Annotated in this window: 25 protein-coding genes; 11 read left to right on the forward strand and 14 right to left on the reverse strand. The window is 65.5% G+C overall.

Annotated elements, in window-relative coordinates:
• The first annotated feature begins 58 nt into the window (after positions 1-58).
• Positions 59-493, forward strand: a complete 435-nt coding sequence (locus BTE28158_RS21755) for an HAD family hydrolase (protein WP_059604883.1) — start codon at positions 59-61, stop codon at positions 491-493.
• Positions 494-686: 193 nt separating this feature from the next.
• Here the strand turns inward: BTE28158_RS21755 and BTE28158_RS21760 are convergent, their stop codons facing one another.
• The gene (locus BTE28158_RS21760) at positions 687-938 is read right to left on the reverse strand and encodes an energy transducer TonB family protein (protein WP_059447486.1); all 252 of its coding nucleotides are present in this window, start codon (positions 936-938) and stop codon (positions 687-689) included.
• 60 nt (positions 939-998) lie between these two features.
• Entirely contained in the window at positions 999-1,280 is a 282-nt protein-coding gene (locus BTE28158_RS21765; protein WP_151047181.1) for a transcriptional regulator, read from the reverse strand.
• Between the two features lie 365 nt (positions 1,281-1,645).
• Here BTE28158_RS21765 and BTE28158_RS21770 point away from each other — a divergent pair, with 365 nt between their 5' ends.
• The 5 genes from BTE28158_RS21770 (at position 1,646) to BTE28158_RS21790 (ending at position 8,108) form a co-directional block, all read left to right on the forward strand.
• On the forward strand, positions 1,646-1,957 hold the full coding sequence (locus BTE28158_RS21770; RefSeq protein ID WP_059605184.1) for a hypothetical protein: 312 nt from the start codon (positions 1,646-1,648) through the stop codon (positions 1,955-1,957).
• A gap of 355 nt (positions 1,958-2,312) precedes the next feature.
• Positions 2,313-3,959 carry an EAL domain-containing protein gene (locus BTE28158_RS21775; RefSeq protein WP_151047183.1) on the forward strand — a complete coding sequence of 549 codons (1,647 nt, stop codon included), beginning with the start codon at positions 2,313-2,315 and terminating at the stop codon, positions 3,957-3,959.
• A 216-nt stretch (positions 3,960-4,175) separates the two neighbouring features.
• A complete protein-coding gene (locus tag BTE28158_RS21780; RefSeq protein ID WP_151047185.1) occupies positions 4,176-6,548 on the forward strand; it encodes a DNA polymerase II in 2,373 nt (790 codons plus the stop codon).
• A 173-nt stretch (positions 6,549-6,721) separates the two neighbouring features.
• Positions 6,722-6,898: an FCD domain-containing protein gene (locus tag BTE28158_RS21785; protein WP_244108013.1), complete on the forward strand. Its 177-nt coding sequence runs from the start codon at positions 6,722-6,724 to the stop codon at positions 6,896-6,898.
• 82 nt (positions 6,899-6,980) lie between these two features.
• Entirely contained in the window at positions 6,981-8,108 is a 1,128-nt protein-coding gene (locus BTE28158_RS21790) for a J domain-containing protein (RefSeq protein WP_151047187.1), read from the forward strand.
• Positions 8,109-8,151: 43 nt separating this feature from the next.
• Here BTE28158_RS21790 and BTE28158_RS21795 read toward each other — a convergent pair whose 3' ends face one another.
• The 6 genes from BTE28158_RS21795 to BTE28158_RS21820 form a co-directional block, all read right to left on the reverse strand.
• On the reverse strand, positions 8,152-9,057 hold the full coding sequence (locus BTE28158_RS21795) for a LysR family transcriptional regulator (RefSeq protein ID WP_151047189.1): 906 nt from the start codon (positions 9,055-9,057) through the stop codon (positions 8,152-8,154).
• Between the two features lie 79 nt (positions 9,058-9,136).
• On the reverse strand, positions 9,137-10,381 hold the full coding sequence (locus tag BTE28158_RS21800) for an acyl-CoA dehydrogenase family protein (RefSeq protein ID WP_124627757.1): 1,245 nt from the start codon (positions 10,379-10,381) through the stop codon (positions 9,137-9,139).
• A 39-nt stretch (positions 10,382-10,420) separates the two neighbouring features.
• The gene (locus BTE28158_RS21805; RefSeq protein WP_151047191.1) at positions 10,421-11,179 is read right to left on the reverse strand and encodes an SDR family NAD(P)-dependent oxidoreductase; all 759 of its coding nucleotides are present in this window, start codon (positions 11,177-11,179) and stop codon (positions 10,421-10,423) included.
• Between the two features lie 7 nt (positions 11,180-11,186).
• Positions 11,187-11,951 (reverse strand): SDR family oxidoreductase, encoded by a 765-nt coding sequence (locus tag BTE28158_RS21810; protein WP_059605181.1) that lies wholly within the window; start codon positions 11,949-11,951, stop codon positions 11,187-11,189.
• Between the two features lie 58 nt (positions 11,952-12,009).
• Complete coding sequence (locus tag BTE28158_RS21815) at positions 12,010-13,041, reverse strand: phosphotransferase (protein WP_059604855.1); 1,032 nt, start codon at positions 13,039-13,041, stop codon at positions 12,010-12,012.
• Positions 13,042-13,061: 20 nt separating this feature from the next.
• Positions 13,062-13,736, reverse strand: coding sequence for a histidine phosphatase family protein (locus tag BTE28158_RS21820; protein WP_151047193.1), 675 nt, complete (start codon positions 13,734-13,736; stop codon positions 13,062-13,064).
• 208 nt (positions 13,737-13,944) lie between these two features.
• On the opposite strand from BTE28158_RS21820, the gene BTE28158_RS21825 reads away from it, so the two are divergent.
• Entirely contained in the window at positions 13,945-14,100 is a 156-nt protein-coding gene (locus tag BTE28158_RS21825; RefSeq protein WP_011881216.1) for a DUF3309 family protein, read from the forward strand.
• A gap of 534 nt (positions 14,101-14,634) precedes the next feature.
• Positions 14,635-15,072: a GNAT family N-acetyltransferase gene (locus BTE28158_RS21830; RefSeq protein ID WP_151047195.1), complete on the forward strand. Its 438-nt coding sequence runs from the start codon at positions 14,635-14,637 to the stop codon at positions 15,070-15,072.
• A gap of 25 nt (positions 15,073-15,097) precedes the next feature.
• On the opposite strand, the gene BTE28158_RS21835 is transcribed toward BTE28158_RS21830, so the two are convergent.
• The 6 genes from BTE28158_RS21835 to BTE28158_RS21860 form a co-directional block, all read right to left on the reverse strand.
• Positions 15,098-17,032, reverse strand: coding sequence for an SMP-30/gluconolactonase/LRE family protein (locus tag BTE28158_RS21835; RefSeq protein ID WP_151047197.1), 1,935 nt, complete (start codon positions 17,030-17,032; stop codon positions 15,098-15,100).
• Positions 17,033-17,483: 451 nt separating this feature from the next.
• Positions 17,484-18,791: a dicarboxylate/amino acid:cation symporter gene (locus BTE28158_RS21840; protein WP_151047199.1), complete on the reverse strand. Its 1,308-nt coding sequence runs from the start codon at positions 18,789-18,791 to the stop codon at positions 17,484-17,486.
• 353 nt (positions 18,792-19,144) lie between these two features.
• On the reverse strand, positions 19,145-20,350 hold the full coding sequence (locus BTE28158_RS21845) for an MFS transporter (RefSeq protein WP_151047201.1): 1,206 nt from the start codon (positions 20,348-20,350) through the stop codon (positions 19,145-19,147).
• Between the two features lie 7 nt (positions 20,351-20,357).
• Positions 20,358-20,543: a DUF1289 domain-containing protein gene (locus tag BTE28158_RS21850; RefSeq protein ID WP_059508013.1), complete on the reverse strand. Its 186-nt coding sequence runs from the start codon at positions 20,541-20,543 to the stop codon at positions 20,358-20,360.
• Between the two features lie 3 nt (positions 20,544-20,546).
• On the reverse strand, positions 20,547-21,860 hold the full coding sequence (gene dmeF, locus BTE28158_RS21855; RefSeq protein ID WP_151047203.1) for a CDF family Co(II)/Ni(II) efflux transporter DmeF: 1,314 nt from the start codon (positions 21,858-21,860) through the stop codon (positions 20,547-20,549).
• Between the two features lie 11 nt (positions 21,861-21,871).
• Entirely contained in the window at positions 21,872-22,144 is a 273-nt protein-coding gene (locus BTE28158_RS21860) for a metal/formaldehyde-sensitive transcriptional repressor (RefSeq protein ID WP_059447469.1), read from the reverse strand.
• Between the two features lie 264 nt (positions 22,145-22,408).
• Between BTE28158_RS21860 and BTE28158_RS21865 the strand changes: the two genes are divergently transcribed.
• The 3 genes from BTE28158_RS21865 to BTE28158_RS32825 all read left to right on the forward strand — a co-directional run bounded on the left by BTE28158_RS21865 (position 22,409) and on the right by BTE28158_RS32825 (position 24,877).
• On the forward strand, positions 22,409-23,386 hold the full coding sequence (locus BTE28158_RS21865) for a chromate resistance protein ChrB domain-containing protein (RefSeq protein ID WP_124627773.1): 978 nt from the start codon (positions 22,409-22,411) through the stop codon (positions 23,384-23,386).
• Positions 23,383-24,561, forward strand: a complete 1,179-nt coding sequence (locus BTE28158_RS21870) for a chromate transporter (protein WP_151047205.1) — start codon at positions 23,383-23,385, stop codon at positions 24,559-24,561. The genes BTE28158_RS21865 and BTE28158_RS21870 overlap by 4 nt, the downstream gene beginning before the upstream one ends.
• Before the next feature lie 70 nt (positions 24,562-24,631).
• Positions 24,632-24,877: a chromate resistance protein ChrB domain-containing protein gene (locus BTE28158_RS32825; RefSeq protein WP_174920077.1), complete on the forward strand. Its 246-nt coding sequence runs from the start codon at positions 24,632-24,634 to the stop codon at positions 24,875-24,877.
• Positions 24,878-26,192: the final 1,315 nt, after the last annotated feature.

Consider the following 26,192-nt stretch of genomic DNA (forward strand, 5'->3'; position numbering starts at 1 on the left):
AAGGTGTGGGGCATTCCCGTCCGCGAACGGATCGTCACGTCTCAGGAGAGGAATCACCGTGGTCATCGAAGCCATCGTCACCCGTCTCGACGCCGCATTCGCGCAGATCGAAGCGACACCGGATTCGCACGAATCGCGCAACCAGCGCGATGCGATCATCCAGTGGCTCGACAGCGCGTCGGAGCAAGGATATCGACTCGGTCTCGTCACGACGCTGCCTGCCGCCCGGCTCAGCGACATGTTCGAAGGCCAGTTCGGCCGCGCGAACCTCGACCGCTTCTCGGTCGTCGTGACCGACGCTCATCAGCAGGACTCCGTATCAAGCCAGCATCCGTTCGACATCGCGCTGCAGGCGCTGGGCGTGCCGCCCGAGCGCGCGGTGGCCGTCGCGAGCAGCGAACCGGAACGCCGCGAAGCCGAGACGTTCGGCCTGTCGCGTTGCGTGCGCATCACCGACACGATGCGCTCGATCGCATCGGCAGGCCTGCACTGACCTGAGCACCTGCATACGGGACGGCTCGCGCGGGACGTGTATCGCAACGGCGCGCGAGTCATCGTGAAGATGCTGTTAAACAAGCGCGCGACGGATTTCCAGACGGCGTGCGACGGCGAGAAGCTCGCCGCCGGAAGCCGCTTCTACGATTACACCGGATTGAAGCGCTGTGACGGATAGCCTCGACGCGTCGTCAGTCCACCGGGTAATCGAGATCGTGCCAGCGCTTCGCCGATTTCCCGCCCGAGCCAAGATGACCGCCGGGGAAGCGCATGACCGCAATCGCGTGAAGCGCTTTCTCGTCGAGCGCGGCGTCGCCGCAACTGCGCCTGACCTTGAGATCGCGGACACGCCCGTGCTCGTCGAGCCAGACACGCACGATCACGCGCCTTCTCGACGTGCCGTTCTGCACGCCGCGTGACAGCAGACGGTCCATCAGCGACATGGGTTTCTCCGTGATGCTCGAACGCTTCGGTTATCGATACGCGCCGGCCTGCGTGCAGCGTCAGTGCTGGATGGCCACGCTTTTGTGCGTCGCCCGCACGGCCTTCGGCTTCGCAACGACGGGCGCCTTCGGATCGATGCCGACCGCATGCTCGACCTTGCGGGTCTTCGCGGGTGCCGCGTGCGCCTTCGACACGGGTTTCGCGTCGGCATGCGCCGCGACCGGCGCATTCGACCGCGAAGAACCGGGTTGCCGCCCCGGCTTCACGGCCGCCGCACCGCTCGCGGCCACGGGTGAATGCTTGACCTGGTGCGCGTATTCCTTGACGTCGTGGTCGCTCATCCACGATTCCGTATAGGCCGCCGACGCGGGCTGTGACAGGTTGAGATACGCGACCGATGCGACGAGAAAGGCACGAACATGCGTGCGACGATTGAATGCGGTAATGACGAATGCTCCTTGCGAACTGGCTCGACGCCCTCTATCGGCGCCGTCGTGGCGGCACGATAAATGAGCGCATTCAGCATCGCAAGCGTCTGACGGGGATCCAAACGATTCTTGACGTTTGAATGATCGATCCTGTGCGCGAGACCACTCACGCACCGCGTTCGACCGCGTCGGACATGCCGATGTCACGCGTGCGGCATCGGCAACCTGCCGAACTCGGGCCCGCCGACGGTGTCGAACGTGCATCGCCGGAGAATCGCATGAAACGCGCCGCCCCTTTCGCCATCCTGACCCTGCTTGCCGCCGTCAGCTTGCCGGCGGTCGCCGGCACCGCCACGGACAATGCCACCGCGCCGGTTGCGCAGCAAGCGAGAAACTGCGTGCCGTCCTCGACGTCCGCCGGCGCAGCGCCCGGCTCCCGCGCGGCGTCGAAGGCGCCACCGATCCGCATCTGCGTCGGCGATTCCGATACGCAACTGAACCTGCCGTGGTTCCTGACCGACGTCCTCACCGCCATGGACACGCATCAATCGCCTCGCGACCTGCTCCACAAGATGCGCAACGACTTCTGAAGCGCGGTCGCCAGATGTGACGCGCGATGCAAATATTTCTCGCCAAGCATCAATCTCGATATTGCGCTATTTTTTGAATAACAATATTTCGTAATCGCGCGTAACACGCCTTATACTTGCCGCGCACCATCCTCGTGCCAAGAGACGGTGTCTTCTGTCCCGGCTGCACATCGATGCGGCCGGGTTTTTTTTGGGTGTGCGATACCGACATACATCCGTTGTCGATGTATGTTACGAAAGAGCGCCTCGAATCCTGTGCTCCCGCCGCGATGTCGCTTCGTGCGTTTCGCGAGCGTAGAATCGATTTGCGTCCCGATATGGGCGCGAGCCGCGGTGCCCCGGCCAGGCACGGCGAATGCCTCGCGCCAATTCATCGACCGGTTCGACCTGCATTCACATGCGCACAACAACAAGTACGACCCGAGGACCATCCGCGCTCGCACCGCGCCCGAAACCCGCGTTCCAGCGCAGCGGTGCGTGGTCGCACATCGTCTTCCCGGTTGCCCTGATCGTCTGCATCCTCGTGTTCGTGCTGGCGCTCGTCGTTGCAGGGCGTCTGGCGCGAGACTCGATTGCACGGCACGAAAGCGACGTCGCGAACGACATCGTGATATCGGTCGACCGCATCCTCGACGGGATTCGCACGCGGCATCCGGATGAGTTGAACGCGCTGGTCGGGCGGCCCTGCACGACGATCTTCAGGACGCTCGCCGAAGTGGGCACTCACCTGCGCTATCTTCGGGCCGTCGGGCTGGCGAACAGCGGTCGCGTCACCTGCTCATCGGCGCTGGGCGCGATCAACGTCCCGCTCGAAGCCTACATTCACGCGCCAGCGCCGGGGATGACGGCCATCACGCTGCTTCGGCAAACGCCGTTTCAGCGTGACGTTCCGGTGCTGGTGGCGTTTCGCGCGACCGCGCCCGACTCCGGCGTCCTTTATCTGGTCGAAGGCGACTATGTGGCAGACGTGCTCGCGCACGGAACCCGCTTCGGGGCGGAAACGGCCACCCTGTCGATCGAGGGCGCGGGAAGCATCGATCGGCATGGTACGTTCGTCCCGTCACTCAGCGCGGCGCCGGCCACGGGCAGCAAGATTGCGTCGAACGCGTGGCCATTCACAGTCTCCGTCAGCTCGGCGGAACCCTACGTTTCGCAGGTGCAGCGGCGCTACCGGCTCATCTGCCTGACGATCGCGCTGCTGGTCAACGGCCTCGTCGCGGCCACGTACCTGCTCGCGATGGCGCCGCGCCGGCTGTTGCTGAAGGCCGTTCGCAATGCGCTGAAGCGCAACGAATTTCATGTCGTCTACCAGCCGATCGTCGACGTCGAAACGCGCAGGACTGTCGGCGTCGAGGCGCTGCTGCGCTGGCACCATCCGAAATGGGGAGCCATCAGTCCGGCCGTGTTCGTGCCGCAGGTCGAATCAAGTGCGGTCCTGCCGAAGGTGACCGAGTTCGTGCTTCGGAGGGCCGTATCGGAACTGACCGCACTCGCGCCGTCGGTACCGCTACGCATCGCGATCAACGTCGCGCCGAAGGATCTTGAACGCGCGCGCTTCGTGTCCGTCGTCGAAGACACGATCGGCAGGCTTCCACAAGGCAGCACGCTGGTCCTCGAAGTGACCGAGCGCATCCTGCTCGAGAAGAATCCGCGCACCACCGAGATATTCGCCACACTGCGCGCGAAAGGCGCGAAGTTCGCGATCGACGACTTCGGCACGCATCACAGCAACCTCGACATGCTGTCGCGCTTTCCGTTCGACTACGTGAAGATCGACCGACAGTTCATCTCGCAGCTCACGACGGGCAACGCGAAACTGATCGAAGGAATCGCGGCGGTCGCCCACCACTACGGCCTGAAGATCATTGCCGAGGGCGTGGAGACGGAAGAGCAGCATCGCGCGCTGCATGCGGTCGGGATTCAGTACGCGCAGGGCTATCTGTATCAGCGTCCACGGCGAGCGGAACACCTGAAGCGGAATTTCGCGCCGATGCCGGCTTGAATGCCGCATCGGCGCTAAACGCCCGGTCGGCGAATACGTGACGCACACGCGTCGTCCGGTCCGCACGCGACGCCGGCTGCCGCACGCGGTCGATGCGCTGCGTGGCGGGTCGCGCGGCGGCTTCCTGCCACCTGATGCCATCGATCCGCCCTTCGGCGGGAACCGCGCGAGAGGCGCTAAAATCCGCCGCCTGGGCATCCACGACGAGCAAGCGTTTTGACGGAGTTCGAGCAAGGTTTCATCCTCACCCGCCACTGGCGGGACACCGCATCCGGCATCGAGATCGAGTTCTGGCTGGCAACCGAACACGGTCCGCGCCGCGTGCGGCTGCGCCCGCAGGAAGCCGTCGCGTTCGTGCCGGTCGAGCAGCAGGCGCTCGCCGAACGCACGCTCGCCGGCGAACGCGATGCCGAACTGCGCCCGCTCGCGCTGCGCGACTTCCGCCAGCGCGCGGTGGCCGGCCTCTATTGCCGCCGCTACCGCCACCTGTCCGGACTCCAGAAACGCCTCGCCGCGGCCGGTGTCGACGTCTACGAAGCCGACGTGCAGCCGCCCGACCGCTACGCGATGGAGCGCTTCATTACCGCACCGGTGCTGTTTCGCGGCACGGCCGGCCACGACGGCACGCTGACCGACGCCGAACTGAAACCCGCGACCGGCTATCGGCCGACACTGCGCTGCGTGTCGCTCGACATCGAGACGAGCGTCCACGGCGAGCTCTATTCGATCGCGCTCGATGGCTGCGGACAACGGCAGGTCTACATGCTCGGCCCGCCGAACGGCGACGCGTCGGCCGTCGACTTCCGTCTCGACTACTGTGACAGCCGGGCCGAAATCCTCACACGCCTCAACGAATGGTTCGATGAATACGATCCCGATGCGGTGATCGGCTGGAACCTCGTGCAGTTCGACCTGCGCATCCTGCATGCGCACGCGGAACAATACGGCGTGCCGCTGAAGCTCGGCCGCGGCGGCAGCGTGCTCGAGTGGCGCGCGCACGGCCAGCAGCCCGACCATTTCTTCGCGGGCGCGGCCGGCCGCCTGATCCTCGACGGCATCGACATGCTGAAATCGGCGACGTGGACGTTCCCGTCGTTCAGCCTCGAATACGTGTCGCAGTCGCTGCTCGGCGAAGGCAAGTCGATCGACAATCCGTATCAGCGGATGGACGAGATCCAGCGCCGCTTCGATCACGACAGGCCCGCGCTCGCGCGCTACAACCTGAAGGATTGCGAACTCGTCACGCGCATCTTCGACAAGGCCGACCTGCTGTCCTTCGCGCTCGAACGCGCGACCGTCACGGGCCTCGCGGCCGATCGCACCGGCGGTTCGGTCGCCGCGTTCACGCACCTTTACCTGCCGCGCATGCACCGGCTCGGCTACGTCGCACCGAACCTCGGTGACGTGACGGGCCAGAACAGTCCCGGCGGCTTCGTGATGGATTCGCGGCCCGGCCTGTACGACTCGGTGCTCGTGTTCGACTACAAGAGCCTTTATCCGTCGATCATCCGCACGTTCCTGATCGATCCGGCCGGGTTGATCGAGGGGCTCGCGCATCCGGGCGACGACACGTCGGTGCCGGGCTTTCTCGGCGCGCGCTTCTCGCGCACCGCGCATTGCCTGCCCGACATCGTGCGGCGCGTGTCCGAAGGCCGCGACGAAGCGAAACGCCAGCGCAACGCGCCGCTGTCGCAGGCGCTGAAGATCATCATGAATTCGTTCTACGGCGTGCTCGGCTCGACCGGCTGCCGGTTCTTCGATCCCCGCCTCGCGTCGTCGATCACGATGCGCGGCCACGAGATCATGCATCGCACGCGCGAGCTGATCGAGGCGCAGGGCTACGAAGTCATCTACGGCGATACCGATTCGACCTTCGTCTGGCTGGGGCGCGAGCACGACGACGACGCAGCCGCCGCCAAGGGCCGCGCGCTCGTCGAGCACGTGAACCGCTGGTGGCAAGCGCACCTGCGCGACCGCTTCAGGCTGGAGAGCGCGCTCGAACTGCAGTACGAACGGCATTACCGGCGCTTCCTGATGCCGACCGTGCGCGGTGCGGAAGAAGGCAGCAAGAAGCGCTATGCGGGCCTCGCGCTCGCGGCGAACGGCGGCGAGGACCTCGTGTTCAAGGGGCTCGAAACGGTGCGCACCGACTGGACGCCGCTCGCGCAGGCATTCCAGCGCGAGCTCTACCGGCGCGTGTTCAAGCGCGAACCGTATCAGGACTTCATTCGCGACTACGTGCGCCGCACGCTCGCCGGCGAATACGACGCGCAACTCATCTATCGCAAGCGCGTGCGCCGGCCGTTGAGCGAATACCAGCGCAACGTGCCGCCGCACGTGCGCGCCGCGCGGATCGCCGACGAATTCAACCAGGCGCGCGGCCGGCCGCTGCAGTACCAGCGCGGCGGCTGGATCAGCTACGTGATGACGACGGCCGGCCCGGAGCCGCTCGAGACGATGCGCTCGCCGATCGACTACGCGTTCTACGTGAGCCGTCAGTTGCAGCCGGTCGCCGATGCGATCCTGCCGTTCCTGCGCGACGATTTCGAACGCGTGATTTCCGGGCAGGGGCAGTTGTTCGGCGACTGACGACACGCGGTACTGCGCTGGCCAATATCTTCATACGGTTGCGTTCGCAACCGCTTCGCATCCTGTTGGGCCTCGGGTTGCGCACGCCTTGATCGGCATTCAGGCCGGCCCGCTCGCCGGCCGACACCGCGATACCGTAAGCACTCGCCGCGACGGCAGCGTGCGACTTCACCGTGAGTTCGCCGACGGCTGCGAAACTCGGGCGCGACCACGACGAACTGATCGACGCGATCGCGCGACGCGATGCCGACGCCGCCGAACGCGCCGCGCACGAGCACACGATGCTGTTCCAGAAGCGCTTCCTCGACTACATGAAGCAGAACATGACGGAATCGATGGCCGTGCTGTAACGCCGCACGCCGGAAGGAGTGCGTCCGTCCGGCTAAAATACCGGCCTGCCGCGCCCCCTGCCGCGGCCGGAGGACATTCATCATGACCGCACGTCGCGGTGCCGCGGTCGCCATCGCGCCCGGTCACGAGACAGCCAGCCTGTCGAAAGCCCAGAAAACGTTCAATACGCTCGTCAAGCACATCGAAAAGCGGCGCGAGCGGCTCGGCGCGTGGGAAGCCGTGATGCCGGCGTTCCAGAAGAAGTTCGTCGACGCGCTGTTGCCGCTCGAACAGGAAGCGACGGCGCTGCGGATCCGGCTGATTCATCTGCTCGACGACACGTTCCTGCAGAAAGGCTTAAGCAAGGCCGAACAGCGCACGCTGTCCGACCTGATCGCCGACATGGCGCGCGATTTGCTGAATGTGAGCGACGACGCGGCGCTGAAGATCATTTACAACCGGCACGCCGAATCCGGGCAGGTCAGCAACGCAGCGGCCGAGCCCGAGCCAACAGAAACGGAGCGGGAGCCCCAACCGCAATCGCAACCTGCTGACGATCTGGACTCACTGTCGCCGGACGAGCTGGCCGAACGGATGCAAGCCGAACTCGACGCACAGTTCGAGCGCGACATGGCCGCTCACGCGGCCCGCGAGGCCCAGCGCGCGAAGCGCAAGAAAGCGCCGAAGCAATCGGCCGCGCAGGCCCGCGTCGAAGCCGAGCAGGCCGAATCGAGCAAGTCGATCCGCGAGATCTATCGCAAGCTCGCGAGCGCGCTGCATCCCGATCGCGAAACCGATCCGCTGGAACAACAACGCAAGACCGTGCTGATGCAGCGGGTCAACCGCGCTTACGAGAAGGGCAACCTGCTGCAGCTGCTGGAGCTGCAGCTGGAGATCGAACAGATCGACCGGCGCGCGATCGACGGCCTCAGCGAAGCGCGGCTCACGCGCTACAACGGCATCCTGGAGGAACAACTGCGCGAACTCGATCAGGAGATCGTGCACGTCGAGAACGATTTCCGGCGGACCTACGGCATCGCGTCGTCGAACAAGGTCGCGCCCGATACGGTCCTGCGCATGCTCGCGCGCGACATCGCCGGCATGCAGCGCAGCAACCAGGACCTGGCCGTCGCGCTGCGCGAGTTCGAGGATCCGGATCAGGTCAGGAGCTGGCTGAAGGACATGAAGCGCCGGAGCGCATCGTCGCGCTTCGACGAGGATTCGTATTGAGCCGGCAAGCGCGGGCAAACGCGCGATGCGCACGCCGCGCCCTTCACTGCGGCTCGCCGATCCCGCCCATCAGCATCATCAACTGCTCACGCAGCCACCGACTGCCCTGATCCTGATCGGCGCTGCGGTGCCAGTAGCAGAAGTATTCGAGCCCCGGCATCTCGAACGGCAGTTCGAGAATCCGCGCCGGGTAACGCTGCAGCAGCCTGAGCGGCGCCGTCAGCACGAGATCGCCGCGCATCGCGATCAGCGGCGCGACCATGTAGTGCTGCACCCGCATCTGGATGTTGCGGCGCAGCCCGAGCCGCGTCAGCTCCGCATCGACGTGCCCGCTGCCCTTGCGGCGGCTCGACACGTGGATGTGCCCCATCGACAGGTAGTCGTCCATGGTCAGCGCGTCGCCCTTGAACGGGTGATCGTCGCGGATCATGCATGCGTAGCGGTCGCGCACGAGCAGCGCCTGATGCAGGTGCGGGTCGCCGATCAGCGGCGCGTCGATCGCGATGTCGACGGAACCGTTCGCGAGCGCGGTCGCCACTTCGCGGCGGTCCATCGTGTAGCTGCGCACGTGCATGCCGGGCGCATGCGTCTGCAGCAGTTCACCGAGCGCGGGCAGCAGCAGCGCCTCGGTCAGGTCGCTCATGCTGAGCCGGAACACGCGCTCGGACGAAGCGGGATCGAAAACGTCGCCTTCGTGCGCGCTCGAATCGAGCAGCTGCAGCGCCTCGCGCACGCGGCCGACGATGTTCTCGGCCATCGGCGTCGGCATCATCCCGGCCGGCGTGCTGACGAACAGCGGGTCGTTCAGCGTCTTGCGCAGCCGCGCCAGCGCGTTGCTGACGGCCGGCTGCGTGAGGTTCAGCACCTCGGCCGCGCGCGTCAGGTTGCGCTTGTTGTAGATCGCCTCGAATACGACGAACAGGTTCAGATCAATCTTCGAAAGACGCATCGCCGGATCTCCTTGCCGGCATCTTAATACGGCGTGCGTCTCCCGCTCGTCCACGTCGCGTCCCCGCGCGGCGCGCGGCTCAGCCGCGCGGCGGCCGCGTCAGGTACGGCTCGGTCGAACCGCGCACGGCGTCCTTGATCTCCATGCGCGCGATCGCCTGCAGGTGCACCTCGTCCGGGCCGTCCGCGAAGCGCAGCGCGCGGCCCCAGGTCCACAGATCGGCGAGCGGCGTGTCGGGACTCAGGCCCATCGCGCCGAACACCTGCATCGCGCGGTCGCACACGTCCGTGTATACGGTCGGCACGAGCGCCTTGATCATCGAGATTTCCTTGCGCGCCGCCTTCGCGCCGACCTTGTCGATCATCCATGCGGCCTTCAGCACCAGGAGGCGCGCCTGGTCGATCTCGATGCGCGAGCGCGCGATCCATTCGCCGATCGTGCCGTGCCGGTTCAGCGGCTTGCCGAACGCCTCGCGCGACTGCGCGCGGTCGATCATCAGTTCCAGCGCGAGCTCGGCCGCGCCGATCGAACGCATGCAGTGGTGTATCCGGCCCGGCCCGAGGCGCGCCTGTGCGAGCGCGAAACCGCTGCCTTCCTCGCCGAGGAGGTTGCGCGCCGGCACGCGCACGTTGTCGAACGTGATCTCGCAGTGCCCTTCGGGCGCGTAGTGATTGACCACCGTGATGTTGCGCACGACCGTCACGCCCGGCGTGTCGCGCGGCACCAGGATCATGCTCTGCTGCTGGTGCGATTCCGCGTCGGGATCGGTCTTGCCCATCACGATGAAGATCCGGCAGTTCGGATGCGCTGCGTTCGTGATGAACCACTTGCGGCCGTTGATCACGTATTCGTCGCCCACGCGCTCGATGCGGGTCGTGATGTTGGTCGCGTCCGACGACGCGACGTCGGGCTCCGTCATCGCGAACGCCGAACGGATCTCGCCGCGCAAGAGCGGCAGCAGCCACTGTTCGCGCTGCTCGGGCGTCGCGAACATGTGCAGCAGCTCCATGTTGCCGGTGTCCGGCGCGTTGCAGTTGAACACCTCCGACGCCCAGCCCACGCGCCCCATGATCTCGGCGAGCGGCGCGTATTCGAGGTTCGTCAGCCCGGTGCCCGGCTCGTCCTCCTTCAGGTGCGGCAGGAACAGGTTCCACAGCCCTTCGGCCTTCGCGCGCTCCTTCAGCGCCTCCATGAACGACACGGGATACTGCCCCGCATGCACTTCCTCGTTCCACTGACGGATGCGCGGCACGATGTGCGCGTCCATGAACGCACGCACGCGTTCGCGCAGTTCTTCCACTTTCGGGGTGTAGCCAAAGTCCATGATCGACTCCTCGTGATTCCGTTTGTCCGTTCGTTTCGCTCAGAAGGCCGAGACACCGCCGTCGACGGCGACGGCCTGCCCGGTCAGATAGGTGTTTTCCTTCGCGCACAGCGTGAGCATCGTCGCGACGATTTCCTCGGGACGGCCGAGCCGTTTCATCGGCGAGCCCTGTGCGAGAAAATCCTGGCGATCGCCGATGTCGCTGTCGGTCACCATCGGCGTCGTGCTATAGAACGGGCACACCGCGTTCACACGAATGCCATGCCGCGCGTATTCGAGCGCGGCCGTCTTCGTGAGCCCGACCACGGCGTGTTTCGACGCCGCGTACGCGGCCAGCTTCGGTGCGCCGCCGAGCCCGGCCATCGACGCGACGTTCAGGATCACGCCTTCGCGCTGCGCGAGCATCTGGCGAATCTGGTGCTTCATCCCGAAGAACACGCCCTTCGCGTTCACCGCGAAGCTCAGATCGAGATCCGCTTCCTCGGTATCGATCAGCGCCTTCAGCGGCGGCGCGATGCCCGCGTTGTTGATGCCGACGTCGAGCCGGCCGAAGCGCTCGACCGCCGCCTTCACCAACGCAGCGACCTCTGCTTCGATGCGCACGTCGCAGCGCCGCGCGATCACGTCGGCGCCGGCCGCCAGTAGCGGCCCGGCCACGCGTTCGAGCGCCGCCTCGTTCAGGTCGCCGAGCGCGAGCCGCGCGCCCATCGCGGCCAGCTCGCTCGCGAGCAGCGCGCCGAAGCCGCTCGCGGCGCCGGTGATCATCACGGCCTGCCCGGCGTAGCTGTCGAGTTTCATCGCGCGCTCAGATCGTCAGGCCGCCGTCGACGACGATGCACTCGCCGTTCGTGTAGCTCGCCGCGTCCGACACGAGATACAGCACGGTGCCAGCCATCTCGCGAGGCTCCGCGTGGCGGCGCAGCGGAATCTTCGCCATCCAGGTGTCGTAGATGTCCTTGTCGGCGAACAGCGCGCCCGCGAACTTCGTCTTCGTGAGGCCCGGCAGCAGCGCGTTCACGCGGATGCCGAACGGCCCGCATTCCTTCGCGAACGCCTTCGTCATGTTGACGACCGCGGCCTTCGTGATCGAGTAGATGCCCTGACGGTCGCCCGGCTGCAGCGCGTTCACCGACGCGGTGTTGACGATCGCGCCGCCGCCCTGCGCCTTCATCATCTTGCCGGCCTCGACCGACATGAAGAAGTAGCCGCGGATGTTCACGTCGACGGTCTTTTCATACGCGGCGAGATCGGTATCGAGGATGTGCCCGAAATACGGATTCGCGGCCGCGTTGTTCACGAGGATGTCGAGCCGGCCATGCTTGCCGCGGATCGATTCGAACGTCGCGGCGATGTCCTCCAGCCGCCCGACGTGACAGGCCAGCGCTTCGGCGCGGCCGCCCGCCGCGACGATCGCGTCCGCGACCGCCTGGCAGTCGTCGAGCTTGCGGCTCGACACGATCACGTGCGCGCCCTGCTCCGCGAGCAGCTTCGCGATTTCCTCGCCGATGCCGCGGCTCGCGCCCGTCACCAGCGCGATCTTGCCCGTCAGATCGAACAGATTCGTTGCCATGTTGCTGTGCTCCTCCATTGATTGTTGTTCGTGCGGCCGCGCGGCGATGTCCGCGATGTCAGCGATGCGCGCCGATCACGTCGACCGCCATTTCGGCCAGCCGGCCAGCCATCGCGCCCACGCGCAGCGCCTGCTCGCTCGACGCGTTGCCCTGCAGCGCGCGCGCCTTCACGCCCTGCGCGATCGACGCGAGCCGGAAGAAACTGAACGCGAGATAGAAATGCCAGTCGCGGATCGGCTCGATCCCGCGCAGTTCGCAGTAGCGCGCGACGATCGCCGCTTCGTCGGGAATGCCGAGTTCGGCACGATCCTGGCCCGCGAGCCCGCGCACCTGGTCGCCCGGCGGCAGCCGCAGGCACATGCAGAAATACGCGAGATCGGCGAGCGGATTGCCGAGCGTCGACAGCTCCCAGTCGAGCACGGCCTGCACGCGATAGTCGTCGCGCGCGAACATCAGGTTGTCGATCCGGAAATCGCCGTGCACCAGCGCGGGCCGACCGGTGTCCTCAGGGCAGGCCTTCGGCAGCCAGTCGATCAGCGTCTCCATCGCGTCGAGGCGCTCCGTTTCCGCCGCGCGATACTGCTTCGTCCACACGCCGATCTGGCGCTCGAAGTAGTTGCCGGGGCGCCCGAAGTCGGCGAGGCCCACCGCGTCGACGTCCACGTCGTGCAGGGCGGCCAGCGTGCGCAGCAGCGCGTCGTAGCAGATCGCACGATCGGCCTTCGGCAACTCCGGCAGTGCCGGATCCCAGAAGATCCGGCCGTCCTCGAAGCTCATCACGTAGAACAGGCTGCCGATCACGTCGCGGTCTTCGCAGAGGTGATACGGACGCGCGACCGGCACGGCGGTGCCCGACAGCGCGCTCAGCACGCGGAATTCGCGATCGACCGCATGCGCGGATTTCAACAACTCGCCGGGCGGCTGGCGGCGCAGCACGTAGCGACCGCTCTTCGCATGCAGCAGGAAGGTCGGGTTCGACTGGCCGCCGGCAAACTTCTCCATGTCGAGCGGGCCTTCGAAACCCGGCACGTGCGCTTCCAGATAGCGCGTGAGGCGAGCTACGTCGAGGGGCTGGGAAGGGTTCGTCATCGTCGCGATCGTTCGTAGGGTCAGCCGTAGGTGCGCCACGCATGTCGTTCGGTATCCTCGAGATGTGGAATGCCGTTGAACGACGCCAGGTGGAACGCGTCGGCGTTGAAGAAAAACTGCGAAAGACTGCTGTTGCGGATCTGCAGGTTCAGCGCGATCGCGCTCGACGGCGGTGCGGCGAGCACCTGCTGCACGGTCACTGCGATCGGGCCGCCGGAACTCACCGCGAGCACGCGCTGGCTGCCGCCCTCGCGGATCGCGGCGCGGGCGTCGGCGACGCGTTGCTGGAAATGCGCCCAGGTTTCGGGCGCGGTGTCGCCCAGCTTGTCGTCGGACCACAGGTGCAGCACCTGCCGCAGCGCGCGAAAGTGCTCCTTCATCGAGCCGGCCGCGAGCCGCGCGATCTCCGGATAGTCGCTCGCCGCGGCCGCGAACAGCCCGTGGAAGTCGTATTCGTTCAGGCCGGGATGGCGGTCGACCTGCGCGCCTTCGCCGCCCATCCCGCGCAGGATCGCATCGACAGTCTGCGCATGCCGGTTCATCGTGCCGCAGATCACCCGGTCGAACGTCAGGCCCTGCTGCGCGAAGTATTCGCCGAGCCAGACGCCCTGCTGCTCACCGGCCGCGGACAGCCGGTCGTAATCGTCCGTGCCGAACGACGCCTGCCCGTGCCGCACCAGAAAAAGTTCAGCCATTGCGTGCCCGCCTGAGGGGAAACCGAAGGCCCAGCATAGCGACCGGGGGCACATTTTTGAAATTTATTTCCTGAATCGCCCGCTATTCATCGCATGAATTCCACGTATTCATACAGCGCGCTTGTGCCGGCTTTCGCCCGACTCCCCGCCGCGGCACGCGAATTGCGGCAGGAGCCACCGTCATGTCATCACGTTCAGGAGGGGTGCGATGCTCGGTACGATCCTTATCATCGTTCTGATTCTGCTGCTCATCGGAGCATTTCCGGCGTGGCCGCACAGCCGAAGCTGGGGCTACTGGCCATCGGGCTCGGTCGGGCTGATCGTCGTCATCGTCGTGATACTGGTGCTGCTGGGTCGCATTTGAGTGTGACGACGCGTACCTGTTGCGCAGGCACGCGTCGTTCGATCGCGCTGCCGTGGCTTCTTTACAAAAGCCGGCGATGAATGCCAACCCGGCAACGGCACGAACCCGCCCGGGCGCCGTCGTTCCTGCCGTATCTCGGCGGCGCGCGCACGCCGCACAACGACGCGCATGCGCGGGGTGTTCTTCGGGTTATCCAGCGAACACTTGCTTCACGAATCGACAGCAAACTGAGGCGCCGAATGAGCACGCCCACCCTGCGCCCGAGCGCTTCGGCCGCAGCCGCGCGGCTCGGCGTATCGGTCGAGGCGCTGCGGTTCCACGGGCCGCACGGCCTCGTCGCGCCGGCGCGAATGTCGGCGGGCTACCGGGCAGTCAGGCCGTTCACCCGAGCGCGTCGACCCGGCCGCCGTCGGTTGATGCAGGCTTTCGGTCGACCGTCATGACAATTCCCGCTGCCCGACCTTTGACCGCCATACCGCGTTCATGGATCATTCGCTTCGAGCCATGGAATCCACCCGCCCACGCTCCTCGACCATGCCCCCTGCCATTTGCCTGCGCCCGGCGACCGCCGCCGACCTGCCCTTCCTGCTGAGGCTCCGCCGACTCACGATGACCGAGCATCTGCAACGCGTCGGCGCACCCACCGACGACAACGCGCACGATCAGCGCATCCGCTCGAACTTCGAGGACGCGATGATCATCTGCGACGGCGCCGATGCAATCGGTTTGCTGAAGGTCACGCGCTCCGCCGACGAATGGCACGTTCACCAGATCCAGATCCTCCCGTCGCGACAGCGACAAGGCATCGGCGAAGCCGTGCTGCGCGAGCTGCTGATCGAAGCCGCACGCGAGCACGTGCCCGTATCGCTCGGCGTGCTGCGCGGCAACCCGGCGCGGCGCCTCTACGAGCGGCTCGGCTTCACCCTCGCGTCGGAAACGGAGACGAGCGCGAGCCTGATCTGGCGCGCCTGAACCGTGGCGTGCCGCGCCTCGCCCATCAAGGCGTCCACCGATAGACGGTGATGCTGTTCCCCTTCACGTTGTTCTTCGTCACCACGTATTCCCCGTTCGAGCGGCGATACGCGCGCACGCTGTACATCGCGTCGATCGCGCTGCTGGTATCCACGGTCGCGGGGCTCGCGTTGACGAGCGTCGTGTCGAGATTGCCGGTGTCGAGGTTGAATGCGTCGATGTTCGGCCACAGCGGCCCACTGCTGCTGAACCAGTAGCCGACGAACAGATGGTTGCCGGCCGCGTCGATCGACTTCGCGCCGCTATGCGGCAGCGTGATGACCGGATTCGGCTTCGTCGTGTTGCCGGCGTTCCAGCCGTGATACACCTCGATGCGCGTGCCGATCGACGTCCAGTCGGTACTCCCGACCACACCCTGCGCGAGCACCATCGTGTCGCTGTCGGCGAGATAGACGATGCGCGTCAGCGGCTGGATGCTGGCCGGCACGGGCGTGGGTACGCCCGCCCCCCACGAAGGCTTGCCGCTCGCGTCGAAACCGTTCAGCGGATAGTGATAAATGGCGCCGGTCTTGTCGAGGCCGGCCCAGACGCCGCCCTTGCTGTCGAGGCTGAAGCCGGCCGACACGCGCCGGGTCGTGTTGAACGCGGGCCCGGGGATCGATCCGTCCGGAATCGCGACGTAGCCGTTGGCCGCGTTGAAGTGGAAGAAGTAGTAGACCGGCGGATTCTGCCCCGCTGCAACGAGGATCCGGTTCGCGCCAACGGACGTCAGCAGCCCGAAGTGCTCGTCGCGCTGGGTATCGCTCATGTTGATGCGCGGGTCCGACGGATACGTGAACGGATCGACGGTGTTCGCGACGAAGGTGCCGCCCGCCGTGCCACTGTAGACGTGCGTGCCGCTGTAGAACAGCACGCCGTCGGTGACCGGATCCGGTGCGGCGATGCCCTCGAAGTTGAGCGACTGCAGCGTCCACCGCAGGCTGCCGGCGCTGCTGTACGCGTGAATGTCGGTCGCGCCGTTGCGGCCGAGATCCCAGCTGCCGCCCCACGGGTTGTTGAGCACATACAGGTTGCCGCCCGTATCCTTGCCGATGCCGGCGATGCGGGTGAAGCGCTTCGCGCCGACCTGCCCCTTGATACCCGTCGTCGTGTCGAGATAGCCGCCGGGCACGCCGAACGTGCCGGCCAGCGCGGGTCGGCCCGAGACGGAATAGCGCTTGATGTTCATGTCGGGGCCTTCGTCGCCGATCATCAGCTGCCCCGCCGCCGCATCGAAATAGAGCGCCGACGGCTGCGACCCGGCGGCCAGCCGGATCGTGTTCAGCAGCGCGCCGGCCGGACTGAATTCGACGACCGAGCCTGCGCTCTTCTGCGCGACCCAGATGTTCCCCGCACCGTCGACCGCGAGCGCGCCGGGTGCCGACACGCCGATGTCACGCTGCCACACGCCGTCGGTCGTGAACACCCGCACGCGATTGCCGTAGAAATCGCTCGCATAGAGCAGCGAGCCGGCCGTGGCGAGCCCGGTGACGACGTCGATGCGCGGCTGGTTGGTCGCCGCGGTGACCTGAATCAGCTTGTCGCGGAATCGCGTGGCACGGTTGTAGCGCCCGACCGCGCCGCTGCCGTATCCGCTGCCGGGCTGCAGCGCGACGAACAGCGACGTCGCATTGCCCGTGATCGCGCTGCCCTGGAACTCGGAATGCGTGCCGATCGAACCGACGCTCTTGCCGTTCTGGTAGATCGCGACGCCGCCCTCATCCTCGTCCCACATCGACGCCGTGTAGATCACGCCTTCGGGCGCGACCCACATCGAGCGCGCGACGTTGCCGACGTGCGCGGCGAGCGTGCCGTAGGTATTCGCGATCCAGTCGGTGGTGTTACCCGCGTTTGCGGCCGGCGCGATCGCGGCGATCGCGGCGGCGAGCAGCACGGCCTGAATCGATTTTCTGGCGACCATGGCTGATGCTCTCCTGAATGGTGGCGTCATTCACGTGAGGGGGCAGCCGGGTGGTTTGAAAATCGGCAATGCGTAAATACTTCCGCTAAATCACCCGGTGCAGTCGGTATTACATCGCGCGTGCGCTCGATAATCGGCAACGCCGAGAATAGCGTCATATAAATCGAAAAAAAATTGCGCGCTGCTCGCGCCGGCCAGGCGGACGACTGCGCGAGAGTGAACGACCACTTGTGCGTTCGCGTGTGCTATCGGGGCAGTACGGCTTTCGATGCCGGGAATATCGCCGCGGTTTCGAATGCCGCGTATCGGCAATGGCGGAAGGTTTTTCGGCGAATCTGGACAATCGCCGGATACGGGTAAAGACGGGTAAAGGAATGACCGCTGGCGGGTATTGCGCCGGCCCGAGTCCGTGTCGAATCCGGGCCGGCGCATATCATTTACAACAGGGTAATCACGCGGACGTCGCCGTCTCCCGTACCTTCACCGGCTCGATTTCGCCACCGCCGTCCGAATCCGAGTCGGCGCGCGGTTCGCCGAGCTGGCCTTCCCACTTCGCGACCACCGCAGCCGCGATCGAATTGCCGACGGCGTTGGTCGCCGAGCGGCCCATGTCGAGGAACATGTCGACGCCCATGATCAGCAGCAGCCCGGCTTCCGGCAGATGGAACTGGTTGAGCGTCGCCGCGATCACGACGAGCGACGCGCGCGGCACGCCCGCCATCCCCTTCGACGTCACCATCAGCATCAGCAGCATCGTGATCTGCGTACCGAGCGGCAGGTCGATCCCGTACACCTGCGAGATGAACAGCACCGCGAACGTGCAGTACATCATCGAGCCGTCGAGGTTGAACGAATACCCGATCGGCAGCACGAAGCTCGAGATCCTGCGATTCACGCCGAACCGGTCGAGCGCGTCGAGCAGCTTCGGATACGCGGCTTCGGAACTCGCCGTCGCGAACGACAGCAGGAACGGCTCGCGAATCAGGCGAATCAGCGTGAACGCGCGCTTGCCGAGGAACGCCACGCCGGCGAGCGTCAGCACGCCCCACAGCAGCGCAAGCGCCAGATAGAAGCTCGCCATGAACTTCGCGAACGTGAGCAGGATGCCGAGCCCTTCCGTCGTGATCGTCGACGCCAGCGCGGCAAACACGGCGACCGGCGCGAACCACATCACCGCGCCCGTCACCTTCAGCATGACCTGCGCGAGATCGTCGATCACGCCGGTCAGGCGCTTCCCGGCGTCACCAAGCGCGGACAGCGCGGTACCGAAGAAGATCGAGAACACGACGATCTGCAGGATCTCGTTGTTCGCCATCGCCTCGGCGATCGATTTCGGCACCAGGTGGACGACGAAGTCCTTCAGCGTGAATGCGCCCGTCTTCAGGTTCAGCGCCGCGTCGGCGGCAGGCAACGGCAGGCTCAGGTGGCTGCCCGGCTTCAGGATCGTCGCGGTCACGAGGCCGAGCACCAGCGACGTGAACGACGCGATGAAGAACCAGCCGAACGCCTTCACGCCCACGCGGCCGACCGACCCGCTGTCGCCCATCTGCGCGATGCCGACCGTCAGCGTCGCGAACACCAGCGGCGCGATGATCATCTTGATCAGCCGCAGGAACACGTCGGACAGCAGCGACACGTAGCCGGCGACTTCCTTGGCCATTTTCGGGTCGGGAAACGCGCTATGACAGGCGTAGCCCACGGCAATGCCAAGCACCATCGCGATGACGATGTACTTGGTGATGTTGTGCTTCTTCTTCATTAGCAATCCAAATTACAGAACTTGTGCTTCCAACGACAGGGAGATCGCCGGCATCGACATGGGAACGGTGGACCGCGAGCGCGGCGCGCGCCGCTTCGAGTGCCGGTGCCCGTCCGTGGGCATGGCCACGGCGAACAGGGGGGGCATTCTATCGCAAACGCCGGACAATCTTTCAAATCTGAAAGCGACAAGCGATGCGCGGCGCGGGAAAGGAGGCGAGGCCGGCCTTCGCCGGCCGGGGCCGGGGCCGGGGACGGGCGGACCGCGACGGCGGGTCTGGTCTTCGGGCACCGTCGTGCCCGGCCGTCAGCTCAGCCTTGCGCCGAACGTCGGCAGACCCGGCCGGCGCCGCGTCACGCGTGCGACGCGCCGGGTCGCGGCATGAACCGGCACAGGCACAGCGGCACCACGACCAGCGCCGCGCCCGCGAGAAACGTGGTCGATGCGCCGAAACGCATCCACAGTGCGCCGGCGATGCTGCTCGCGAGCAGCATGCAGACGCCGCTCACCAGGTTGAACACGCCGAACGCGGTGCCGCGCAGCGTGGCCGGCGAGGTTTCCGACACCATCGCGGCGAGAATGCCCTGCGTGAAGCCCATGTGCAGCCCCCACACGGCCACGCCGGCGAACATCGAGATCGTCGACGTGCCGATGCCGAGCAGCAGATCGGCCGCGATCAGCAACACCATGCCGGCCGCGAGCAGCACGCGGCGATCGAGCCGGTCCGACAGGATGCCGACCGGCCAGGCCGACAGCGCATAGGTGACGCTCATCGCGACCATCACGGCCGGAATCCATGCCGCGTCGAGCCCCGTCTGCTGCGCACGCAGCACCAGGAACGCCTCGCTGAAGCGCGCGAGCGTAAACGTCGCGCCGGCCGCGACGACGAACCAGTAGCTGCGGGGAAACTCGCGCAGCGCGTTCCAGCGCAGCGGCGAGCGAAAGCGCCGGTCCGGTTTCGACTGCTCGGGCTCCTGTACGCCGAAGACGATCAATGCGATCGCGACGAAGGCCGGCACCACGGCAAACCAGAGCACGGTCCGGATACGGTCGCCGAACCACAGCATCAGCGCGATCGCGAGCATCGGGCCGAGAATCGCGCCGACGGTATCCATCGACTGACGCAGGCCGAAGCACGCGCCGCGAATTTCGGGCGGCGCGATGTCGGCCACCAGCGCGTCGCGCGGCGCGCCGCGAATCCCCTTGCCGACGCGGTCGAGCAGACGGGCCGTCACCACGACGGCCGGCGTGGACGCCAGCGGAAACAACGGCTTGGTCAACGCCGCGAGCCCGTAGCCCACCAGCAGCAGCCCCTTGCGGCGCCCGAGCCAGTCGCTGATCGCACCGGAGAACACCTTGACGATCATCGCCGTCGCTTCGGCCGCCCCCTCGAGGACGCCGAGCGCGGCGACGCTCATGCCCATCGTCGACACCAGGTAGATCGGCAACAGCGCATGGATCAGCTCGGACGACAGGTCCATGAAGAGGCTCACGAGACCCAGGGCCCACACGGTCCGCGGAATCGCAGGTTTGCTGGCAATCGGTGACGGGGCGCTCATGATGTGTTCAGTCGGTCGTTTCCCGCGTCAGTTTCGCATGCCGCCGCGCGCGGTCGTTCACGATTTGATGACGCCGGTGATCCGTCATCTTCTTCCAGCCGCGCGCTTCGTCGCGCGTCCGCAGGCATGCCACGCAGTAGCCGGTGCGACCGTCGAACGAACACACGTCGACACAAGGGGACTTGACCGCCATGCTTTATCGTCCTCGCGTCGCGGGCACGACTTCGACGGTGACGTGCGACAGGTTCCTGAATCGCTGCAGCACGCCGTGATAGAAGCGCGCATCCCGATCCGGATCGGTGGTCGTCACCGACACCACCGCACTCATGTGCCCCGGCCCGAGCCGCCACACATGCAGGTCGGCGACGCGGTCTCCAGTGCCTTCGATGGCGCCACGCACCTTGTCCGTCAGACGGCGATCGGAATTCATGTCGAGCAGGATGCCGCCCGTGTCGCGCATCAGGCCGTACGACCAGTTCGCGATCACCATCGCGCCGATGATGCCGGCCAGCGGATCCATCCAGACCCAGCCGAACGCACGCGCGAGCAGCAGCCCGACGATCGTCAGCACGGAAACCGCGGCATCGGCGATCACGTGGATGTAGGCGGAGCGGATGTTGTGATCGCGCGCCGCCGCCGCGGATGCGCCATGATCGTGCTCCTCGAACGCCAGTTCGTGTTCGCGACCGTTCAAGCGGACGATCGCCTTGAATTCGTGCGGTTCGGGAATGGCTTCGGTCGACTCCAGATAACCATCGCGGCTTTGCATCGCGAACATCTGGCGCGTGCCGTCCGGGCGGATCGTCGTCACCGACACGGCGCTCGCATCGACGCGCTTCGTCTCGTGTGTCGCCGGCGCGACGCGGAAAACCGGCGGGACGCCCTCCTCGAACACCGACACGACGAATATGCCCTGCTGGTCGAAGATCCGGTGCGCTTCCTCTTCGTTGTCGTGCGCATGATCGTCGTGATCGCCATGACCATGCCCGTGATGATGGCCGTGGCCGTGGCCGTGGCCGTGGCCGTGGCCGTGGCTATGGCCATGATGATCGCCGCTCAGCAGCCAGACGCTCGCAATGTTGACGAGCAAGCCGGCAACCGCGATTGGAATCGCCTCGTCGAAATGGATCGGAACGGGCGCCAGCAAACGCGCGACCGCTTCGTACCCGATCAGCAGCGCGATCATCGCGAGCACGATCGCGCTCGTGAAACCCGCGAGGTCGCCGAGCTTGCCCGTGCCGAACACGAAGCGCGGATCGTTCGCATGCTTGCGCGCATACGTATAGGCGAACGCGGCGATCAGCATCGCGCCCGCGTGCGTCGACATGTGCAGGCCGTCCGCGATCAGCGCCAGCGAGCCGAAAAGCGACCCGCCGACGATCTCGGCCACCATCATCGCCGCGCACAGCGCGATGACCATCCAGGTCCTGCGTTCGTTCTGCTCGTGCGCCGCGCCAAGAAAAATGTGGTCGTGCCCTGCGCCGAAGGCGTCATCGCTGAAATTGCTCATTCCGCCTCCGTTTACTTGAAGTAGCTGTGTACGACTTCGATCAGCTGCTCGGTCGCGCTGCCTTCGTCGTCGTGCCCCTCGGCGTCGACCAGATGGCTGCGGATGTGATCCTCGAGCACGACTGCGAGCAGGCCGTTCATCGCGCCGCGGCCGCTCGTGATGAGGCGGAGGATTTCGTTGCAACCGCGCTCGTCCTCGAGCGCGCGTTCGATCGCTTCGACCTGTCCCTTGATGCGGCGGACACGGTTCAGCAGCTTCTGCTTGTCCTTGATGGTGTGGCTCATGGTGGTTCCTTCATATACCGGGGGGGACTATATCTGAAATCGCATTTCCATATAGGGGGGAGGGGTATATATCGGGCCGATGAAAGGTCTAGCCGGAAAGCGGCGCCCGGTGCTCGAACGGACCTGCACCGTGCTCGCTTCGGCCCACTGCGCGCGGATCTGCAACAAGCCGGGCCACGATGAAGCGGGCATGGGTGCGACGCGACTCAGCGACTGCGTCAAAAAAGTTTGTAGAGTGAATAACAATTGGATAGAGTTCACTACATGAACACTATTTCTACGTGGTCGCTCCTCGTGCTGACCCTTCCGACCGAAAACGCGACGGCCCGCATGCGCTTCTGGCGCGCGCTGAAGGCAAAGGGCTGTGCGGTGTTGCGCGACGGTATCTACCTGCTGCCGTACAGCGAAGAGCATGAGGAGACGCTGCGCGACCTCGCGGGGGCGATTGCCGAAAGTGGCGGCACGGCTCATCTGTTACGGGCGCCGAGCCTGGACGCATCGCAGGAACTGGAATTCCGCGCGCTCTTCGATCGCGGGGAGGATGACGCCGCCTTCATCCAGACCCTTGCGGATGCCCGCAAGACCCTCGCCGGTAAGTCGGCCACGGAATTGACACGTTTGCTGCGGCGCGTGCGCAAGGATTTCGACGCCATCCGCGCGATCGACTATTTCCCGGGCGACTCGGCCACCCGTGCCGAAGTTGCCCTGCAGGATTTCGTCGCACTGATCGACACCGTGCTGTCGCCGGGGGAGCCGCACGCCGCGGACCGCGCGATCCGCCCGCTCGCGATCGACGAATATCAGGGCCGCACCTGGGCGACGCGGCAGCGGATGTGGGTCGATCGCGTCGCCAGCGCGTGGCTGATCCAGCGCTTCATCGACGCACGCGCCCGCTTCATCTGGCTCGCATCGCCTGCCGATTGTCCGGCTGACGCGCTGGGCTTCGATTTCGACGGTGCGACGTTCACGCACGTCGGCAAGCGCGTAACGTTCGAGGTGCTGCTGGCCAGTTTCGGACTCGACAACGACCCTGCGCTCGCGCGGCTCGCCGAAATCGTGCACGCGCTCGACGTCGGCGGCCCCGCAGCGCCCGAGGCGATCGGCTTCGAGGCCGTGATGGCCGGCACGCGCCAGCGCACGGAGAACGACGATCAATTGCTCGAGCAGATGAGCGCCGTGCTCGACGCCCTGCACGCGCATTTCTCGTCGAGCGGAAAGAACGAGACCGGAGCCAGGTCATGACCACTGCCATCGCCACGACCGAACCGACCTATTCGCTCGGCGAGCTGGTCGCCTACATGTTGCGCCTCGGCACGTTCGGCTTCGGCGGGCCGGTTGCGCTTGCGGGCTACATGCGTCGCGACCTGGTCGAGCGCCGGGGCTGGATCACGGAAGCCGACTACAAGGAAGGACTCACGCTGGCCCAGCTCGCGCCGGGGCCGATGGCGGCCCAGCTCGCGATCTATCTCGGTTTCGTTCACTACCGCATCCTCGGTGCGACACTCGTCGGCTTCGCATTCGTGCTGCCGTCGTTCCTCATGGTGCTCGCGCTCGGGTTCGCGTACGCGCATTTCGGCGGGCTGTCCTGGATGCAGGCCGTCTTCTACGGCGTCGGCGCCGCGGTGGTCGGCATCATCGCGATGAGCGCGTACAAGCTCACGACGAAAACGGTCGGCCGCGACAAGCTGCTCTGGGCGATCTTCGCGACGCTCGCCGCCGTGACCTTCATCACGGAATCGGAAATCGCGTGGCTGTTCCTCGTCGCGGGCCTGGTCGGCTGGCTGTGGCGCGCTCCGCCCAAGTGGCTGCACCGGGGCGGGCTGAATGCGGTTGCCGCCGCCAACCTGCCGGCGGCCAGCGGAATGCTGAGCGGCATCGATCTGCCGCAGCTCGTTCAGATCGGCGCGTTCTTCATGAAGGCAGGCACGTTCGTGTTCGGCTCCGGGCTTGCAATCGTGCCGTTCCTCTACGGCGGCGTCGTCACCGAACATCACTGGCTCAACGACAAGCAGTTCGTCGATGCGGTCGCGGTCGCGATGATTACGCCCGGCCCCGTCGTGATCACCGTCGGCTTCATCGGGTATCTCGTGGCGGGCTTGCCCGGCGCGTGCGTCGCGGCGCTCGGCACGTTCCTGCCCTGCTATCTGTTCACCGTGATTCCCGCGCCGTACGTGAAGAAGTACGGGCACCGCCCGGGCGTCAAGGCGTTCGTGGACGGAATCACCGCCGCAGCCGTCGGGGCGATCACGGGCTCCGTGCTCGTCATCGCGAAACGCTCGATCGTCGACTTGCCGACCGCACTGCTCGCCCTCGCTACCGTGCTGCTGCTGTGGCGTTTCAAGAAGCTGCAGGAGCCGGTCATCGTCATGGCTGCCGCGCTCGTCGGGCTGGTGGCCTACCCGCTGCTCCATCATTGAGCCGCACTGCGGGGAGACGGCCGTGACGCATTGGACGACATTCGTCCGGCATACAGGAGGCGCGCCATGCATGAAGTGGATTACGCGCGAACGGCCGAAGGTCGACCGCATCGCATGCCCGTGGCAAATTGCGCGATTCATCGACGATGCGCTTTACGCGTGGTGCCGGCGTGATGCGCACACCTGGCAGCCGGCGCGCGTCCACGCTCGTCGAGTTCGTCGAAATCGATCCGGCTACGGACTGTGTCGGCTCGCGGCACGGCCGTCGAGCGTCAACGCGAGCCGATTGCCGCCAGCACGTGTGGACTCTCAGTAAAGGTGTCTTAGGCACCCTAGACAAATCAAGGACTTGGACATCTTTTTTGAGAAATCTGCACGCCTCTCGTCTCAGAAAAGATGTCCGCGGCCTCGGGAATTTTCGGAAAAGTCGCCCTTGGGAATGTCACGGCCCTGCCTAGGTGTCTCGACGGAGCTTGGCGACCAGCAGCGCCATGAATAAGGGTTTCGGCGGCCAGTGCAGTCGGTACTCTTTGTGCAATAAATGTGCAGTAGTGTGCGGCGGGTACTCTGCCATGAAACATGACCTGTTCCCAAATTCAACGCCGCCCTCAATTTCGACCAGTTCATGGCGTCTTTGAGAAACTCAGATAGTGTCGCGCCGATCGTCTCGGCGCGACGCTTCGCGTCCGCCCTGCATATCGATATGCAAACAGTCGCACGGCTGGCCCGTGTACATCGCAATACGGTGAGCCGCTTGGCTGGTTCCGAAAGCGTGCAAAAGTACCTTAGAGACGCACTCCAGGTCATCCGAGCTGCAACCGATATTTCCGGAGACGTACGAAGCAAGTTGCTTTGATATCGCAATGAACCGCTGCCGACTTTTGGCTACAAGACTGCCGAGCAGTTGATATCGGAGGGACGCACTAAGGACCTGCTGTGTTACGTCACGTCGCTCGAGGCCGGTCCGGCTGGATAGGGTCGATGCACACTTTGCAGATCTGCAAATTCACGGCTACGTGGCATTAGAAAACAGCGAGCGGGACTTACCGGATTGGGCGTGATACCGCGGTATGCTCGTGCCCCACCTCCGCGATGCCCGCTTGACGAGTGGCCACTTTCTTTTTCGCGCACACTTAACAGTCGGTCTACTCGGAAATTGTGTGTCTCGGACCAGCGCACTACGAGCGTAGTTCGTGGACCTTCATATCAGCTGTAGCGCGCAATACGACAGCGTCGTGACCCTGCGCCTGTATCCGGCAGGTATCGGCGCATCTATGGTCATTGGCGCGAGGAGCGCGCACGACCGCTTCCTGACGTCTATGGGAATGCTGATCCGCACAATATGCGAAACGAAAAGAACGTGCACTGGATGCGCGGAACCGGTAGCCCAATCCGCTCGCATCAAAGCTCCATGGAGTTGTATCCGCTTACCTTCACATCGGCAACATCCCATCCAAGAACGCCGATTGGCCACGTGCCGATTCTCCATTGTTCGGCTTGAGCACAGGAAGAAGCCGGAAGTGGCCTTTCCTGCACTCACCATATTGGATGTGACCGCCTAGTGTCCTGTTCCGTTGTTAACTGGTCTATGTTCACGTAGCATGTTGACGTCAACGGAACGGGAGACGTCA

This window comes from Burkholderia diffusa, from assembly GCF_902499115.1.
Taxonomy (GTDB): domain Bacteria; phylum Pseudomonadota; class Gammaproteobacteria; order Burkholderiales; family Burkholderiaceae; genus Burkholderia; species Burkholderia diffusa.

Bases quoted from the DNA above. Each gene is read 5' to 3' on its own strand.
- BTE28158_RS21760 (WP_059447486.1), bottom strand. From the start codon at position 938: ATGTCGCTGATGGACCGTCTGCTGTCACGCGGCGTGCAGAACGGCACG.
- BTE28158_RS21765 (WP_151047181.1), bottom strand. From the start codon at position 1,280: ATGAGCGACCACGACGTCAAGGAATACGCGCACCAGGTCAAGCATTCA.
- BTE28158_RS21770 (WP_059605184.1), top strand. From the start codon at position 1,646: ATGAAACGCGCCGCCCCTTTCGCCATCCTGACCCTGCTTGCCGCCGTC.
- BTE28158_RS21775 (WP_151047183.1), top strand. From the start codon at position 2,313: ATGCCTCGCGCCAATTCATCGACCGGTTCGACCTGCATTCACATGCGC.
- BTE28158_RS21790 (WP_151047187.1), top strand. From the start codon at position 6,981: ATGACCGCACGTCGCGGTGCCGCGGTCGCCATCGCGCCCGGTCACGAG.
- BTE28158_RS21795 (WP_151047189.1), bottom strand. From the start codon at position 9,057: ATGCGTCTTTCGAAGATTGATCTGAACCTGTTCGTCGTATTCGAGGCG.
- BTE28158_RS21800 (WP_124627757.1), bottom strand. From the start codon at position 10,381: ATGGACTTTGGCTACACCCCGAAAGTGGAAGAACTGCGCGAACGCGTG.
- BTE28158_RS21805 (WP_151047191.1), bottom strand. From the start codon at position 11,179: ATGAAACTCGACAGCTACGCCGGGCAGGCCGTGATGATCACCGGCGCC.
- BTE28158_RS21810 (WP_059605181.1), bottom strand. From the start codon at position 11,951: ATGGCAACGAATCTGTTCGATCTGACGGGCAAGATCGCGCTGGTGACG.
- BTE28158_RS21815 (WP_059604855.1), bottom strand. From the start codon at position 13,041: ATGACGAACCCTTCCCAGCCCCTCGACGTAGCTCGCCTCACGCGCTAT.
- BTE28158_RS21820 (WP_151047193.1), bottom strand. From the start codon at position 13,736: ATGGCTGAACTTTTTCTGGTGCGGCACGGGCAGGCGTCGTTCGGCACG.
- BTE28158_RS21825 (WP_011881216.1), top strand. From the start codon at position 13,945: ATGCTCGGTACGATCCTTATCATCGTTCTGATTCTGCTGCTCATCGGA.
- BTE28158_RS21830 (WP_151047195.1), top strand. From the start codon at position 14,635: ATGCCCCCTGCCATTTGCCTGCGCCCGGCGACCGCCGCCGACCTGCCC.
- BTE28158_RS21835 (WP_151047197.1), bottom strand. From the start codon at position 17,032: ATGGTCGCCAGAAAATCGATTCAGGCCGTGCTGCTCGCCGCCGCGATC.
- BTE28158_RS21840 (WP_151047199.1), bottom strand. From the start codon at position 18,791: ATGAAGAAGAAGCACAACATCACCAAGTACATCGTCATCGCGATGGTG.
- BTE28158_RS21845 (WP_151047201.1), bottom strand. From the start codon at position 20,350: ATGAGCGCCCCGTCACCGATTGCCAGCAAACCTGCGATTCCGCGGACC.
- BTE28158_RS21850 (WP_059508013.1), bottom strand. From the start codon at position 20,543: ATGGCGGTCAAGTCCCCTTGTGTCGACGTGTGTTCGTTCGACGGTCGC.
- dmeF (WP_151047203.1), bottom strand. From the start codon at position 21,860: ATGAGCAATTTCAGCGATGACGCCTTCGGCGCAGGGCACGACCACATT.
- BTE28158_RS21860 (WP_059447469.1), bottom strand. From the start codon at position 22,144: ATGAGCCACACCATCAAGGACAAGCAGAAGCTGCTGAACCGTGTCCGC.
- BTE28158_RS21865 (WP_124627773.1), top strand. From the start codon at position 22,409: ATGAACACTATTTCTACGTGGTCGCTCCTCGTGCTGACCCTTCCGACC.
- BTE28158_RS21870 (WP_151047205.1), top strand. From the start codon at position 23,383: ATGACCACTGCCATCGCCACGACCGAACCGACCTATTCGCTCGGCGAG.
- BTE28158_RS32825 (WP_174920077.1), top strand. From the start codon at position 24,632: ATGAAGTGGATTACGCGCGAACGGCCGAAGGTCGACCGCATCGCATGC.